The following is a 15,565-nucleotide window of genomic DNA, read 5'->3' on the forward strand; positions in this document are numbered from 1 at the left end:
GATGAGAACGGAAGTAAAAGAGACAGCAGCCGCCGATAAGCGCGTGATCACAAAGAAACCGGAACTGCTCGCCCCGGCAGGCAATTTAGAAAAACTTAAAATCGCAGTCCATTACGGTGCCGATGCCGTTTTTATCGGCGGGAGAGATTTTGGCTTGCGCTCCAATGCGGATAACTTTTCGATTCAAGAGATGGAAGAAGCCGTTGAATTTGCCGACCGCTACGGAGCGGAAATTTATGTAACGACTAATATCTTTGCGCATAATGAGAATATGGAAGGGCTCGATGTCTATCTGCGCGAAATCGAAGCCGCGGGTGTGCGCGGGATCATTGTAGCTGATCCGATGATCATTGAGACGTGCAAACGCGTGGCGCCGACGCTGGAAGTTCATTTGTCAACCCAGCAGTCGCTGTCCAACTGGCAAGCGGTGCAATTTTGGAAAGACGAAGGCTTAGACCGTGTCGTCCTAGCCCGCGAAGTCGGCATGAACGAAATGCTCGAAATGAAGCGCAACGTCGATATCGAAATTGAAACGTTCATTCACGGCGCGATGTGTATTTCTTATTCCGGCCGCTGTACGTTGAGCAATCATATGACAGCGCGCGATTCAAACCGCGGCGGCTGCTGCCAGTCATGCCGTTGGGATTATTTCTTGTATGAAGACAGAGAGGATGCGAATGCCGAGAGCGGCAACGCCCTTTTTGCAGAGGAAGACGCGCCGTTTGCCATGTCGCCGAAAGATTTAAACTTGGTACAGTCGATTCCGAAGCTCGTCGATGCCGGTATTGACAGCTTGAAAGTCGAAGGGCGGATGAAATCGATCCATTATGTCGCGACAGTCGTCAGTGTGTATCGAAAAGTAATTGATGCTTATTGCGCCGACCCGGATAACTTTACGATTGATCCGGAATGGCTGAAAGAGCTGGAGAAATGTGCGAATCGTCCTACAGCGCCGGCGTTTTTCGAAAATACCCCCGGTTATGAAGAACAGATGTTTCGCAATCATAAACAAAAAACGCCTTTTGATTTTAGCGGACTTGTGTTAGATTATGATGCAGATACAGGGATGGTCACACTCCAACAGCGGAATCATTTCCGTCCCGGAGACACAGTCGAATTTTTCGGCCCGGAGATCGAACGGTTCTCAATGACGGTCGGCACGATTTGGGATGATGAAGGCAATGAGATTGATGCTGCCCGTCATCCGCTGCAAGTTGTGACGTTTAAGACTGATCAGCCTGTATATGTTCATAACATGATGAGAAAGGAACTTTAGCAGATGGATAACAAACCCGTCATTATCGGTGTTGCCGGTGGATCCGGCTCTGGAAAAACGACAGTAGCAAACAAAATTTGCCGGCAATTTCCTGAACAATCGATCCTGATGATCGAGCAGGACGCTTATTACAAAGATCAAACGGACCTTCCGATGGAAGAACGGCTGAAAACGAATTACGATCATCCGCTTGCGTTTGATATTGATTTGATGATTGAACAGATCAGCAAATTAATCCAGCGTGAACCGGTAGAAAAACCTGTCTACGATTACGCTAATCATACCCGCTCAGATGAAACAGTGCCGCTCGAACCTAGAGATGTTGTAATCTTAGAAGGCATTTTGATTCTTGATGATGAACGTCTCCGCGATTTAATGGATATTAAGCTGTTTGTCGATACCGATTCAGATTTGCGGATCATTCGCCGGCTGCTCCGCGATATCCAAGAACGCGGCCGAACAATCGATTCAGTGATCGATCAATATACGTCCGTTGTCAGACCGATGCATTTGCAGTTTATCGAGCCGACAAAACGCTATGCAGATATTATTATTCCAGAAGGCGGCGATAATGTCGTCGCGATTGACTTAATGGCGACGAAGATCAAAACCGTCATCGAAGAAAAAACACGTGACGGGTCTGAAAATGTGACGCGTTCATGACAAATGCAGATATTTTCTGAAAAAAAATTATCTTTTTGATAGCATTCAGAAAGATTTTTGTATATAATTATCAACAGATTGTTAGGAAAAGATTTCTAAATACGGGAAATTTCATAAGAAAATATTTGTCCAGCGCTGCGGCTTAAGTCAGAACGATTGACGGCGAGCCGAGCGCTTGCCGTTTATAATGAGACGTCTTATTAACTAAGCGGTATTACAATCACGGGAATAATATATGAAAGCGTTCCCGGTAAGCTATTACGCGAAGGAGAGAACAAAAATGGCAGAAGAGAAACACTATATGACAGAAGAAGGCAAGCAAAAAGTCCAGGAGGAACTGGATTATTTAAAAACAGAACGGCGCAAGGAAGTTGTCGAACGAATTAAAATCGCCCGAAGCTTCGGAGATCTATCTGAGAACTCCGAATACGATTCAGCCAAAGAAGAGCAGGCGTTCGTTGAAGGGCGCATTCAGCAGCTCGAGACGATGCTTCGCAACTCAGAGATTATTGAAGAAGACGAAGATAACAGCGTCGTTTCGCTTGGAAAAACGGTTTCGTTTAAAGAAGTTCCGAACGGCGATGAGGAAGCTTATACGATTGTCGGACGGGCTGAAGCGGATCCTCTCGAAGGGAAAATTTCCAATGATTCACCAATGGCGCAAAGCTTGCTCGGCAAAGCTGTCGGTGAAGAAATTACCGTGACAACACCGGGCGGCGATATGAAAGTTGAAATTACCGCCGTTCAATAACAGGATCGATGAAAAACCGTTTCACCTTGTTTCCGGCAAGGCCGGAACGGTTTTTTTCTGCTCTTGTTTATTTCACGCAGATGACAAGTTATAAAAATAAGGTTAAACTTTCAGTTTGACACTCGTATTCAGCGGTAATATCCATTATAATATGGAAATAATGTACTGCTACTAAGGAGGATCTTATAACGATGAACCAATTTGAAAATGATCGAATCGGGCGCCGTGAAGTCCGGAAGAAAAAACGAATCAACACTTTTTTAAATATTTCGATCGGTATCGTTGCTGTCATTATCGTGTTTATTTCCGGGACACTTTTTTTCGGGTTGGGCGGCAATGATGAAGCTGCGCCGAACAATAACAACGACAATGACACAGCCGAAGAAAATAACGAAGGCGCTGGAGGTATTAACGAAAATACGAATATTTCCGATGACGAGACAGAGCAAAACAATAACGCTGACAATGAACTGGACGGCAATTTGGGCGACACGGTAAACGACGCGAACAATAATAATAACGAAAACAACGGGAATGAAAGCAATAATAACAATCAAAATAATGAGTCCAACGATGAAAACGAATCAAATGAGAACAACAGCAACAACGAAGAGCCCGGGCCTGCTGATGAAGATGAATGGGGACCGATCGGAACGGCTCAAGAAGAACCGTTTCAATTGACGCAAGAGAAATTCAGCCGCGATCATGTGAATTGGGAAGAGATGAAGCGTGCGCTTGAATATGCAACAGGCATCAGTCAAAGTGAAATGACCGTCTGGCGGATCGAAAATGCCGGCGGTGAAAACACAGTTGTCGGCACTGTCAGTGACGACGAGAACACCTCGACACCGTATCAAGTTGAACTAAGCTGGGTCGAAGGTGAAGGCTGGGAGCCGGCATCGATGGAACAGCTCTCTTCTAATCCGTACGGCGGCTAAATGAGCTGGAAAGAATGAAACCGGCAGGTATAGAACCTGCCGGTTTTTTTTGATGAGTGTCTTGTCTCCGTCGACAATTTTCGCTATGATATACACGTGATTATGTTAGTCTTACAAAAAATAACTGCTTGATGATGGCAGAATGCGAAATAAAAGGAGTGTTATGCATGCGTGTCGGTGTGATCGGAGCGATGGAAGAAGAAGTGGAAATGCTCCGGGAGAAGATGGATAAACTTGACCGCGCAGTGATCGCCGGCTGTGAGTTCCATCTCGGAAAACTTGAAGGAGTCGAAGTTATTTTAGCGAAATCAGGCATCGGGAAGGTTAATGCAGCCATCAGCACGACGCTGATGAACCAGCTGTACCATCCGGATTATATTATTAATACCGGCTCAGCAGGGGGACTTAATCCGGAACTTGAAGTCGGGGATGTCGTCGTCTCAACCGAAGTGCGCTACAATGATGTCGATGCGACGGTCTTCGGGTACGAATACGGCCAAGTTCCGCGCATGCCGGCATTCTATCCGCCCGATGAGCGCTTAATCTCCATTGCCGCGGAATCCGCTGAAGCGGCCGGTATCCCCGCCGCAAAAGGATTGATCATCAGCGGTGATTCGTTTATGAGCAATCACGACCGTGTCGAACAGCTGAAAAAAACCTTTAATAAACCTTACTGTGCGGAAATGGAAGCCGGAGCCATCGCGCACGTCTGCCATCAGTTTCAATGCCCGTTTGTGGTGATCCGATCGCTTTCGGATATTGCCGGGCGGGATGCGAAGATGTCTTACGATGAATTTTTAGAAGATGCTTCCGTCAATTCAGCGAATATGGTCCTGATAATGTTAGAAGAGCTGCGAAAGCTTCGTTAATAACGATCACGTCATCCGCTTTTCAGCCAATGTCAGTTCGTAGAGCGCATGCGTTAAAATACGCGCTGTCAGCCCCCAAATGATATAGCCGTTGTACTCGTAAAACTGTTCGGTTACGTAACCTGTCCGCCAGGAATAATTCTCGCCGTTTGGGATCAAATGATACGGGAAATTATCTTCCGGCGTTACTTCCAGATAAATCGTATGCTCTTTCGGAGTCATGTTCCGCAGCTCGTGAAGCGGCACGGTAAACACTTCGGCTACTTCTGCCGCATTTAGTTCCAGTTCGGCATCACCGTCAATTTCACCTAAAAACGGATGAATAATCAGCTGAAACGGTGTGACCATATAATCGAGCGGACCTAAGATTCGCGCTTTTTCGGAGGCGACCCCGATTTCTTCTTGCATCTCGCGAAAGGCAGTATGGGCAAAACTGCGGTCTTCTTTTTCCGCTTTACCGCCGGGAAAACTGATTTCTCCGGGTTGGCGAATGCCGTTCGAACGGACTTGAAACAGAACATGCGGTTCATTTTGGTACATGACGATCGGCACAAACAAAGCAAAGTGCCGGTAAGCATCGTGACCGAGTATTGACGGTGTTCGTTCGGAAAAATGAGTATGCCACGACGCGCGCGCGAATTGATCAGACATTGACATCGTCTCCTTTAAGCGGGCAAGTTAACTTCCAGTATATCAAATCAGCAGAAACGTTGTGTGAATATTTGCCCGTTCGGGTATAATAGATAACGTAAGATTCGATGGAGGTGAGAGGATGCAATTAACTGTTAAAACACCGATATTCGGGGATAATGCGACAAAAATAACCGAAATTGCCGGTAAGTATCCCGGAAAAGTACTCGTAAAAAAAGATCACTGGGTGGTTGAAGCGAAAAGTTTGCTTGGACTCTTAGCGCTTGCGCTGCAGCCCGGGGATACGGTTGAAGTGGAACTGGAAGGCGATGTTGACAACAACGTGATCGATGAGTTTGTCGAAACAGGCTTGTTTGCCTAAAAACGGGATGAAAAAGCAGCCTGCAAATTGCAGGCTGCTTTTTATTACAAGGCTGTGTTGGTTGGCTCGCTTTCGAGTAAATGTTTCTCAAACCATGACGTTAACTCATCAAGTCTCGCGATCCGCAAATGAGGCGGCCCGCTCCGGGAAAGCTCATGATTTGCTTCCGGGAAACGGACAAACCGCGGATCCTGTCCGCGCATCTTTAAGGCGACAAACAGCTGTTCAGCCTGTTCGACAGGGCAGCGGTAATCTTTTTCGCCGTGCAAAATAAGCAGCGGAGCTGTAATGTTATTGACGTATTTAATCGGCGAATGATTCCACAATGTATCGGTATCTTGCAGAAAATCGGCGCCCACTTCCCATTCGGTGAAGAAATAGCCGATGTCGCTCACCCCGTAAAAGGAGAGCCAGTTGCTGATGCAGCGCAGTGTCGCTCCGGCTTGAAAGCGGTCTGTCTGTCCTAAAATCCAGTTTGTCATAAACCCGCCGTAACTTCCGCCGGTGACGCCGAGCCGATTGCTGTCAATCCACGGGTGACGCGCTGTAACGGCGTCTGTAAAGGCCATTAAATCTTCGTAATCCATCCCGCCGTAATCGCCACGCACAGCATTGACAAATTGCTGGCCGTACCCGTGGCTGCCGCGCGGATTGCTGTAGAAGACGGCAAACCCTTTAGCGGCTAAGAGCTGCAATTCATGGAAAAAAGTGTTGCCGTACATCGCGTGAGGTCCGCCGTGAATTTCCAGCACCCCCGGGTAAGACGTATTATCATCAAATTGGTACGGTTTCAACAGCCATCCCTGTACTTCGCCTCCGTCAGCTGAACGGGTGCGGATCTCTTCCGCTTCACTCACATGAATCTCCTGCAAGAATTCGGCATTCAGTGCTGTCAGCGGGGTTGTTTCACCGGACCCTGTCAGCGACAGGCGGTACAATTCCCCCGGATTGAGCGGTGTGCTGATGCCGACGACAGCTTCACCCCGATCGGGATCAATGCTTGCGCTGTAAACATGCTGCTCGCCGTGTGTCAGCTGCGTAACATCACCGTTCCTTAAGCTGACATGATACAGCTGGGTATTGCCATTGGTACTGGCACGGACATAGACGGCGTCCCCGTTTTTAGAAAAGACTGGTCCCGGTTCTGCATCGCCGGCGCGGCTGTCGCCGATCATCGTATCGCCGACATTCACATCCCATGAAGCTGTCAGCACAGATCGCTTAGACGAGAGGGGATCAAGCAGCCAAACTTTTGCCTGCGTGGCGCCGAGGTATTCTTTTTCATGGCCGAAACAGGCAATGGTTTTTCCGTCCGGACTGAAAGTTCCGTTTGAGAACATGCCTTCTTGGCCGGTTAAACACGTATGTTCATTCGTCTTTGTATCGACGGTATAAATATCGGAAATCAATGTGTCATCAGGCGCTTTGTTCGCAGTGTAAACAATCTGTTCGCCGTCGGGCGACCAGCCGTTCGGCGTATGGTCATAAACGTCGTCGCTGAAAAATTCGACTTGTCCGTCTGAAACGGTTAACACGGCGAGCTGTTTTGTTTTCCCGTCATGAAACCCGGCGGCATCTGATTTATACTTTAAACGTTCAACGACGAAAGGCTTTGATTTTTCATCTTTGCCGTTGTTGTTAACAGTATCTTCATTCTCTGCCGGAACGGCTTGCCCGCCCTCAAAGCTGGTAGAAAACAATACGCGCCGTCCGTCCGGCGCCCAAAAAGGCTCACCGGCACCGCCGTCCAATTCGGTTACTTGTTTCGCTTCACCGCCGTCGAGCGATTGCAGGTAAAGCTGCGGTTTTTCACCTTTCGCTTTCGTGCGTGTGTAAGCAAGTGTCTGTCCGTCCGGAGAAAAACGCGGTGAAAAGACGCGCCCCGATCCAAACGTCCATTGCTTCGGCTCATTGTCGGTATGTTTTTGTACGAACAGATGCGTTTCATATTCATCCTCGTCTGTAATCCGGGTTCTGATCATTGCAAGCGTTTGTCCGTCCGGAGACAGCTGCGGATCGCCAATAATATTAAGATTCCGCAAATCTTCTGCAGTTAAAGCATGTTTTGTTGTCATCCTCTCATCCTTTCCGAAAAGTCTGTCTTCTCTATTCTAACAAATCAATTCGCAACCCGAAATAACTTTTCTATGGAAACGGTTGCGCAGATGTAGTAAAGTTTAAGTGTGAAAGCGTGATCATAAGGAGGAATAAAGATGGCAGAGACAAAACGATGGTGGAAAGAAAGCGTAGTTTATCAAATTTATCCGCGCAGTTTTAACGATTCAAACGGCGACGGAATCGGTGATATTCCGGGGATTACCGAGAAGCTCGACTACTTAAAAACGCTGGGCATCGACGTGATCTGGCTGTCACCGGTGTACAAGTCGCCGAACGATGATAACGGCTACGATATCAGCGATTACAAAGATATTATGGATGAGTTCGGTACGATGGCAGATTGGGAAACGATGCTCGCTGAAGCACACAAGCGCGGCTTAAAAGTCATTATGGACCTTGTCGTCAATCATTCGTCTGATGAACATGCATGGTTTCTGGAATCACGCCAAGCGAAAGACAATCCGTACCGCGATTATTACATTTGGCGTCCGGGAAAAGAGGACGGATCCGAACCGAACAACTGGGAGTCTGCTTTCAGCGGCAGCGCCTGGGAGTATGATGAGAAAACAGGTGAGTATTACTTGCATCTGTTTTCCAAAAAGCAGCCGGACCTCAACTGGGAAAATCCGACCGTCCGCAGCGAAGTGCACGATATGATGAAGTGGTGGCTCGATAAAGGTGTCGACGGGTTTCGCATGGATGTAATCAATTTTATTTCCAAAGAACCGGGTTTGCCCGATGCGCCGAACCCGCACGGGAGAAAATATGTTCCTGGCGGCGATTATTTTATGAACGGGCCGCGGATTCATGAATTTTTGCATGAAATGTATAACGAAGTGCTTCGGCATTACGACGTGATGACAGTCGGCGAGATGCCCGGTGTCGATGAAAAAGAAGCTATTAAGTATACGGATGAAACGCGCGAAGAATTAAACATGGTCTTTCAGTTTGAACACGTCGATCTTGATTCCGGACCGGAAGGGAAGTGGGATATTCGCCCGCTGAAACTTGAAGCTTTGCGCGAAAACCTTGTTAAATGGCAAAAGGCGCTTGAACATAACGGGTGGAACAGTCTGTATTGGAATAATCACGATCAGCCGCGGGTGGTCTCGCGGTTTGGTAATGACGGTGATTACCATTATCAATCCGCAACGATGCTCGCGACGCTTCTGCACATGATGAAAGGCACGCCGTATATTTATCAAGGCGAAGAGTTCGGGATGACAAACGTTTCGTTTACGGATATCGCCGATTATAACGATATTGAAACGCTGAATATGTATCACGAAAAACGGGCGGAAGGGGTTCCTCATGACGAATTGATGGAGAAAATTCACATCAAAGGCCGCGATAATGCCCGAACCCCGGTGCAATGGGATGATTCGCAACATGCCGGTTTTACGAGCGGTGAACCTTGGCTGAAAGTAAATCCAAACTACCCGGAAGTTAACGCCGAGGCAGCGCTTAACGATCCGAAATCGATCTTTTATTACTACCAAAAATTGATTGAGCTGCGCCACAACAACGAAACCGTCGTTTACGGCAGTTTTGATCTGCTTATGGAGGACGACCCGGAAGTATTTGCCTACAAACGCGAACTCGGGGATGAAATGCTTTTGGTATACTGTAATTTTTACAACGGCGAACCGGACGTGGCGCTGCCAAAAGAGCTGATCGGACGGGAGCGGGAATTGTTCTTGGCGAACAGAGAAGACGCGCCGACAGACTTGGACACCTTTACGCTTCGTCCGTATGAAGCGGTTGTCTACCGAATCCGTTAAAACGAGGTTATTTCCTTGGAAATACATTGCGAGAGACCGCCGAATCCGGATCTTCGTCTTTTGCTTTCCCGGAGGCGTCGGAGGAAGCGGCTTGCGTGGCTTTCTTAATTTCAGAACAACATTGACACTGCGCTGTTTGAAACAAGCAGGACGACCGAGCATCCCGGCTTAATCCTGCGCCGGTGTCGCAGTGATACTTCAGGTGAAAGAAGCCAGACGATGCGTCGTCATCCGCTTCTTTTAATATGACATGTATCGATGTCATGACTTTGTCTATACCCTAAGACCGCCGTTCGGCGGTTTTTTTCTCATACAAGTGTGATAAAATAAAACTAATCATTCAGTAAGGACGGGCGGTCATGTATGAAACGACGTTTTCGTTTATCCAATCGGCTTAAACCGAAAATTCGCGGTGAAAGGATCATAAAAACCGGCATTGCCGTATTTTTGACCTCGCTTATTTGCTATCTTCTCGGGTTGCCGCAAATTTTTGCGGTTATTACCGCAATCGTCTCCATTGAACCGAATACATATGATTCGATCCGCAAAGGATTAATTCGTTTTCCCGCCTCGGCCATCGGAGCCGGACTTGCTGCTGTTCTTGTCTTCTTTTTTGGCGCGACACCGCCTGCATTTGCGTTGGCCGCAGTATTAACGATTTACCTTTGTCAGAAGCTGAAGCTTCAGGATGGTACGCTTGTTGCAACGCTCACAGCAATGGCGATGATCCCGGATCTTGACGGGCCGCTTTTTTATCAATTTTTAACGCGTCTATTGACAACAATGATCGGTATTACCGTCGCGACAGCTGTGAACGTAACGGTGCTGCCGGCCAATTATTTGGCAGACGTTGAAAAGCGCCACCGAGAGCATTTACTGGAATTGCAAGAACGAATTCACGATATAGCATACGACTTTTTGCATTTTCGCGGAAAGTCGCTGAACGAAGAAAACTATTTGCATTTAAAACAAGTGCTGTCTAAAACCGATGAACTCCTCGGTTTTCAGCGCAAAGAGCTCCGGTTTCACCGCTACAATGTCAATGTATTCCGGCGTTATGCCGAATTAAGACAAATGACGCGTCTGTTGCATCAAGCGGAACTCCACCTCGGAAACTTATACTATTTGCCGAATCCGCCTGCTTTATCTCAGCGGGAACGCGATGTGCTCCAGCTTATTTTGGATCATGCTGAGGATCTTCGCTATGATAAAAGCGGAACGCCCCCGGATATTCATTTCCGGATTGTAAATGAGCTTGACGGTTTAATGCGCTACGGTTTTACAAATCCGCCGGAATTAAAAGATCAGGATCATTATATTAATCCGAACACACACTTTATATATGAACTGTTATCTTTATTTGAAATGCTTCAGGATATCCAGGTGAAACGTGAACAAATGGTTGAAAAATAAACGTTCATCGATCCCCTTGACTTTCGTGAGCTAAGGGGATATACTCTAAACTACAAAAGTTGCACTAAGGAAACTTTTATAGTTTGAAGAAAAATATATTGATTTGCGCATGTTTAAAGGAGGAGTGCAAACATGAAACAACATTGGCTGAAAGGTATTGTTGCCGGAGCGGGCTTGTTAACTGTTGCTGCTTGCGGGGACGCAGATGAAGCAGAGAATAATGACACGGCAAACGTTGATAAAGAAAATCATAACAACGTTGAAAACAATACTGGTGAAGAAAACACGGGAGACGCCGGTGACGGCTTATACCTTACGACGACATTTTCAATTACAGCTGATTTTGTCGAGCAAGTGCTCGGCGACAGAGGCGAAGTGGACTACATTGTCCCGATTGGCGAAGAACCGCATGAATACGAACCGGTTCCAAGCGATTTTAGAAACGTCAGTGATTCCGAAATGTTTATCACGCACGGAATGAACTTGGAAGAATGGTTGGAACAAATTGTAGAAAACGCCTCAGAAACACCGATTACAGAAATATCGGAGGGGATCGATCCGATTCCGTTAGATGAAGAAGGGGAAAATCCGCCGCCGGACCCGCATGCATGGCTCAGTCCGAAAAATGTAGATACGTATATTGATAACATTACAGAAATGCTGATTGAATTGGATCCTGACGGAGAAGAAGAATACGAAGCAAATGCCGAAGCCTACTTAGAAGAAATTGACGAATTAGATCAGTTTGTCGAAGAACAAACCGCTGATATTCCTGAAGAACACCGCCTGATTGCGCTGAGTGAAAATGCCTTTAAATATTTCGGTGAGGATTACGGATTTGACACAGAGGGAGTTTGGGAAATCAATTCGCACGAAGAAGGCACTAGCGGTCAGATCAGCCGCCTAATCGATGTGTTATCAGAGCGGGAAGTGCCGGGTGTATTTGTCGAAACAACTGTCGACAGCCGTTACATGGAGACAGTGGCTGATGATGCAGATGTTGAAATCAAAGGCGAACTCTATACAGACGCCGTCGGTGAAGAAGGCTCCGGTCAAGAAACGTACGTGGATATGATGAGACACAATGCGGAAACGATCGCTGAAGGGTTGAGCGAATAGGCGAAGATTGACGTTTTTGTGATGAAAAGCTACAATGTTGCCATAAGAGAATGATTCTGTTAAGATACCCTTATAGGTATTATAACAAAGAGGTGACATGATCAATGAATATTACGGATAAGGCTAAAGGTTACATTCAAGAAATTATGAATGAAAACGGCGCCAAAAACATTAAAGTTTTTGTTGCCGGCATGGGTTGAGGAGGACCTCAACTTGGACTGGCTCTGGATGAGCCGGCAGAATCGGATGTTGTTGAAGAAGTAAACGGTATTAAAGTAGCGTATGAACAAAATGTTTATGGCCAAACTTCCGGCATGGCGCTTGATTATCAAGAAACGCCGCAAGGAAGCGGGTTAATTATGACAGGAAATGAAAGTGACTGCTGCTAATTATTCTTGTGCAGACTAGCGGCCGGTTCTCCAATCAAGGAGAACCGGCCGTTTTTTTTGCAGGCGTCTTGATTTACGGGCGGCTGTTTTGATAGGCGGCACTCACTGTGCGGACAACAGACACTCCGGCAGAAAACGAAAGCCCGGCTTCATGAAGGGATGTTTCTGTATCAGTTCCTGTCAGTACATCAATCCAGCGAATCAAGGGAATGAGGTCAGTTTCGGTCAAATCAGCGGAAGAAACCGAACTTTTTTCGCCGTGTTTATCATATAAAGTGAGCTCCGGGTCGCGATCGCCAATCACGTATAAACTTCCGTCTGTGCCGATAATTTCAAGATAATTATCCATGACAGAAGAGACGAGGTTGGTGTGTGAAACAGCAATGACAGGCAAATGTTGATAGGTCATACTCACAGTTGCCGTATCTTCAACATTTTTTTTAACGAGTGAACGCAAATGGCTGTTAATATGATCCGGTTCACCGAATAAATAAACGGCAAGTGAAATGCCGTGGACACCCAAGTCGATCAGTGCGCCGCCTCCAGCAGTTGCCGGATCAAACCAAGAGGAAGGAAGCCGATCTGTTTTCGCATGACCGTGAGAACGGCGAAAGTAATAAGACACTACATCACCGAACCAACCTTCATCCATCAGTCTTTTCGCGTAACGGTAGTCCGGGCGTGTTAATGACTCGTGAGATACACAGCAAACAATCCCGGCTTTGTTTGTATGGGCGAGAATATCTTCAGCTTCCGAAACGGAGGGAGCGAGAATTTTATCTGTGAAAATATGCTTGCCCGCAGCTGCTGCTTGTTGGATCAGTTCCTTATGCCGGGACGTTTCCGCCTCGATCATTACACCGTCAATCTCAGGATCATTGAATATCGCAGAAAAGTCAGGCGTCCATGTTGCCTGGAGCATTTTCGCGAAACGCTGCCCGCGTTCAGGATCGGTGTCCCATACACGTTTGAAAACAGCTGCTTCTGAGCGTGTTTTTTGAAATTCTTTGATGAAGCCGTTTGTATGAACATGCCAAGCGCCAACGAGCGCTAAGGTTACAGGTTTTTTTGTTTTCACGCGCATTCAGCTCCTTTATCTTCGAGGATGAACTCATCGTAACATACGGCCGCTTACGGCTGAACGTGAAGATGCCCGGCCGTTCTGAACGGCCGGGCAAAAAAATCTCCTCTTTGGGGACTCAACCATGTACTCGCTGGAAACCGGTCATATTTGCTGGCGCATTGTACGCCCCTGCAACATTTTCGTTGCCTTCGCGGTGAGATCCGGTAACCTTGAGTGTTGTTTCCGATTTCGGTTGATTGCTTTGACAGCTGCTTTCCGGATGAAGGATGCTTATCACCGATTGAGATCCGGTGTTGTGCATCGGTCGTTTCATCCTTCCGGTCAGGCTTCTCTCAGCAACCGTTTGGCGGATCCTTTGTTGATGCGGGAGAAAATGAATGCTGGACTTGTTGTTGTCCATTAAACCCATTCAATTCTTTTGCATTCACTTATGCAGCTCGGATCCATCTGGTTCAGGTACGGAAGCAACCGTATGGCTGAGTCTCCGAAGAGGAGATTTATTCTATTCTGTTGTTACTTAACTATACCCGCAAGCCAAAAAGGTAAACATAAATAAAACAGAAAATTGTGATAAATTTTTGACGGACTGAATGACAATAAAAGAAGACTGCTGAACAATCAGCAGTCTCTTTAAGCGAAAATTTTATGAAGATGTCGGCAGTTCTTCATTTCTCCAACGCATAAAGCCGCCTTTAATGTTGCGGACATCGAAGCCTTTTTCTTTCAACAGGCTGGCTGCAATTGCAGAGCGGGCGCCGGAGCCGCAATAGACGGCAATCGGTCCGGAAGGAAGTTCCGTGTGACGCTCGGAAATGTCGTTCATAACCATGTTGTAAGCGCCGTCGACATGCAGTTTTTCATATTCGTACTCTTCGCGGACGTCGACAATGTTCAGTTCATTGCTGCGCTGTTTTTCGTAAGCCGTTTTCGGTGTATGCACTGGATAATCGCTAGTACCGTAAGCGGCTTCGTATTGGTCTAAAATCATCGGAGAGAAAAATCCTTCGGTTTGATCGAGGCCGATGGCATTCATCGCATGTTTGATTTCATCGAACGTGTGCGGTTCAGCAATGAAGAAGACCGGTTTTTCATAAGAGACGAGTGAACCCATCCAGTTTGCAAACGTTGAATCAAATGGAATGTTGATCGTTCCGGGAATATGCGATTGTGCATAAGATTCGCGGGAACGCGCATCGATCACTGTCACATCCCGCTGCAGAAGTTCGTCGATTTTCTTGACATTTGCCCCGTACCGGTAGGCAGACTTCGCATCTCTTAACAGCTGCGGACCGGTTTTATTAATCCGTTTCATCACAGCGAAGTAGGCTGGGGGCGTAGGCTGTTCAGCTAATAAGAAGTCGACAAAGGATTCCTCTGTTTCATGCTGCAGAGCAGGGTTGGTTTTCAGTTCGTAACCGAGCGATGAGGTCGGCACAGCGCCGAGCGACTTGCCGCATGCACTGCCTGCGCCGTGTCCCGGCCAGATTTGCAGCGACGGATCCATATCGGCAATCTTTTTCAGTGAAGCAAACATTTGCTTAGCACCTTTTTTCGCCGAATCTTGGACGCCGACAGCTTTTTCTAACAAATCGGGACGGCCGACATCGCCGACGAATAAAAAGTCGCCGGTGAACATACCGATCGGTTTATCCGAAGCCGCGCCGTCGGTTAAGATAAAGCTGATGTGCTCAGGGGTGTGTCCAGGTGTATGCAAGACATCAAGCGACACCTTTCCCATCTGAATCTTGTCACCGTCGCGAAGACCGTGGGTAGACAGGCTGTTGTCCCAATTGTATTCACCGCTTGGGTCACCTTCGCCTTCACGCGAATAGTAAATCGTTGCTGAAGCCCGTTCAGCCATTTCTCTTGAACCGGAAACATAGTCCGCGTGAATATGCGTTTCCAAAACGCGGGTAATCGTTAATTCCTCTTCTTCGGCGACATCAAAGTATTCATCAACGTTACGTGATGGATCGATGACCGCGGCTTCACCAGTCTGTTGGCAGCCGACCATGTATGAATGCTGAGCTAAGGCGTGATCAAAAAAAGTTTTTAAAAACATTATATTACCTCCTAGGTATTGGTGTGACATTAATCCTTTTACCGTTTTAAACAGATGTTAAACATACCTTAGGGCGTATATGATCGAGGA

The 15,565-nt window shown here is 47.1% G+C and carries 14 protein-coding genes; 10 read left to right on the plus strand and 4 right to left on the minus strand.

Annotation, left to right across the window (positions count from 1 at the left end; all coding sequences use genetic code 11):
• Position 1 precedes the first annotated feature (1 nt).
• From EDD67_RS03150 to mtnN, 5 genes are all read left to right on the plus strand, one after another.
• Positions 2–1,276, plus strand: a complete 1,275-nt coding sequence (locus EDD67_RS03150) for a peptidase U32 family protein (protein ID WP_121439131.1) — start codon at positions 2–4, stop codon at positions 1,274–1,276.
• Between the two features lie 3 nt (positions 1,277–1,279).
• Complete coding sequence (gene udk, locus EDD67_RS03155) at positions 1,280–1,939, plus strand: uridine kinase (RefSeq protein ID WP_121439130.1); 660 nt, start codon at positions 1,280–1,282, stop codon at positions 1,937–1,939.
• Between the two features lie 280 nt (positions 1,940–2,219).
• Positions 2,220–2,690 (plus strand): transcription elongation factor GreA, encoded by a 471-nt coding sequence (gene greA, locus EDD67_RS03160; RefSeq protein ID WP_121439129.1) that lies wholly within the window; start codon positions 2,220–2,222, stop codon positions 2,688–2,690.
• 191 nt (positions 2,691–2,881) lie between these two features.
• A complete protein-coding gene (locus tag EDD67_RS03165) occupies positions 2,882–3,628 on the plus strand; it encodes a YrrS family protein (protein WP_121439128.1) in 747 nt (248 codons plus the stop codon).
• 167 nt (positions 3,629–3,795) lie between these two features.
• Positions 3,796–4,497, plus strand: a complete 702-nt coding sequence (mtnN, locus tag EDD67_RS03170; protein ID WP_093073583.1) for a 5'-methylthioadenosine/S-adenosylhomocysteine nucleosidase — start codon at positions 3,796–3,798, stop codon at positions 4,495–4,497.
• 6 nt (positions 4,498–4,503) lie between these two features.
• Here the strand turns inward: mtnN and EDD67_RS03175 are convergent, their stop codons facing one another.
• The gene (locus EDD67_RS03175) at positions 4,504–5,148 is read right to left on the minus strand and encodes an NUDIX hydrolase (protein WP_121439127.1); all 645 of its coding nucleotides are present in this window, start codon (positions 5,146–5,148) and stop codon (positions 4,504–4,506) included.
• 121 nt (positions 5,149–5,269) lie between these two features.
• Between EDD67_RS03175 and EDD67_RS03180 the strand changes: the two genes are divergently transcribed.
• Positions 5,270–5,509, plus strand: coding sequence for an HPr family phosphocarrier protein (locus tag EDD67_RS03180; protein ID WP_121439126.1), 240 nt, complete (start codon positions 5,270–5,272; stop codon positions 5,507–5,509).
• 44 nt (positions 5,510–5,553) lie between these two features.
• On the opposite strand, the gene EDD67_RS03185 is transcribed toward EDD67_RS03180, so the two are convergent.
• Positions 5,554–7,584, minus strand: coding sequence for a S9 family peptidase (locus tag EDD67_RS03185; protein ID WP_121439125.1), 2,031 nt, complete (start codon positions 7,582–7,584; stop codon positions 5,554–5,556).
• 138 nt (positions 7,585–7,722) lie between these two features.
• Here EDD67_RS03185 and EDD67_RS03190 point away from each other — a divergent pair, with 138 nt between their 5' ends.
• The 4 genes from EDD67_RS03190 (at position 7,723) to EDD67_RS14205 (ending at position 12,329) form a co-directional block, all read left to right on the plus strand.
• A complete protein-coding gene (locus tag EDD67_RS03190; protein WP_121439124.1) occupies positions 7,723–9,408 on the plus strand; it encodes a glycoside hydrolase family 13 protein in 1,686 nt (561 codons plus the stop codon).
• Positions 9,409–9,771: 363 nt separating this feature from the next.
• Positions 9,772–10,821 (plus strand): FUSC family protein, encoded by a 1,050-nt coding sequence (locus EDD67_RS03195; protein WP_121439123.1) that lies wholly within the window; start codon positions 9,772–9,774, stop codon positions 10,819–10,821.
• Positions 10,822–10,953: 132 nt separating this feature from the next.
• A complete protein-coding gene (locus EDD67_RS03200; RefSeq protein WP_121439122.1) occupies positions 10,954–11,940 on the plus strand; it encodes a metal ABC transporter solute-binding protein, Zn/Mn family in 987 nt (328 codons plus the stop codon).
• A 104-nt stretch (positions 11,941–12,044) separates the two neighbouring features.
• On the plus strand, positions 12,045–12,329 hold the full coding sequence (locus EDD67_RS14205; protein WP_422396524.1) for a HesB/IscA family protein: 285 nt from the start codon (positions 12,045–12,047) through the stop codon (positions 12,327–12,329).
• Between the two features lie 73 nt (positions 12,330–12,402).
• Here the strand turns inward: EDD67_RS14205 and EDD67_RS03205 are convergent, their stop codons facing one another.
• Positions 12,403–13,407, minus strand: coding sequence for a Gfo/Idh/MocA family protein (locus tag EDD67_RS03205; protein WP_158638157.1), 1,005 nt, complete (start codon positions 13,405–13,407; stop codon positions 12,403–12,405).
• A gap of 649 nt (positions 13,408–14,056) precedes the next feature.
• Entirely contained in the window at positions 14,057–15,475 is a 1,419-nt protein-coding gene (locus EDD67_RS03210) for an MBL fold metallo-hydrolase (protein WP_158638156.1), read from the minus strand.
• Between the last annotated feature and the right edge of the window lie 90 nt (positions 15,476–15,565).

It is taken from the genome of Salisediminibacterium halotolerans, from assembly GCF_003814815.1.
Classification (GTDB): Bacteria; Bacillota; Bacilli; order Bacillales; family Salisediminibacteriaceae; genus Salisediminibacterium; species Salisediminibacterium halotolerans.

Bases quoted from the DNA above. Each gene is read 5' to 3' on its own strand.
- EDD67_RS03150 (WP_121439131.1), top strand. From the start codon at position 2: ATGAGAACGGAAGTAAAAGAGACAGCAGCCGCCGATAAGCGCGTGATC.
- udk (WP_121439130.1), top strand. From the start codon at position 1,280: ATGGATAACAAACCCGTCATTATCGGTGTTGCCGGTGGATCCGGCTCT.
- greA (WP_121439129.1), top strand. From the start codon at position 2,220: ATGGCAGAAGAGAAACACTATATGACAGAAGAAGGCAAGCAAAAAGTC.
- EDD67_RS03165 (WP_121439128.1), top strand. From the start codon at position 2,882: ATGAACCAATTTGAAAATGATCGAATCGGGCGCCGTGAAGTCCGGAAG.
- mtnN (WP_093073583.1), top strand. From the start codon at position 3,796: ATGCGTGTCGGTGTGATCGGAGCGATGGAAGAAGAAGTGGAAATGCTC.
- EDD67_RS03175 (WP_121439127.1), bottom strand. From the start codon at position 5,148: ATGTCTGATCAATTCGCGCGCGCGTCGTGGCATACTCATTTTTCCGAA.
- EDD67_RS03180 (WP_121439126.1), top strand. From the start codon at position 5,270: ATGCAATTAACTGTTAAAACACCGATATTCGGGGATAATGCGACAAAA.
- EDD67_RS03185 (WP_121439125.1), bottom strand. From the start codon at position 7,584: ATGACAACAAAACATGCTTTAACTGCAGAAGATTTGCGGAATCTTAAT.
- EDD67_RS03190 (WP_121439124.1), top strand. From the start codon at position 7,723: ATGGCAGAGACAAAACGATGGTGGAAAGAAAGCGTAGTTTATCAAATT.
- EDD67_RS03195 (WP_121439123.1), top strand. From the start codon at position 9,772: ATGAAACGACGTTTTCGTTTATCCAATCGGCTTAAACCGAAAATTCGC.
- EDD67_RS03200 (WP_121439122.1), top strand. From the start codon at position 10,954: ATGAAACAACATTGGCTGAAAGGTATTGTTGCCGGAGCGGGCTTGTTA.
- EDD67_RS03210 (WP_158638156.1), bottom strand. From the start codon at position 15,475: ATGTTTTTAAAAACTTTTTTTGATCACGCCTTAGCTCAGCATTCATAC.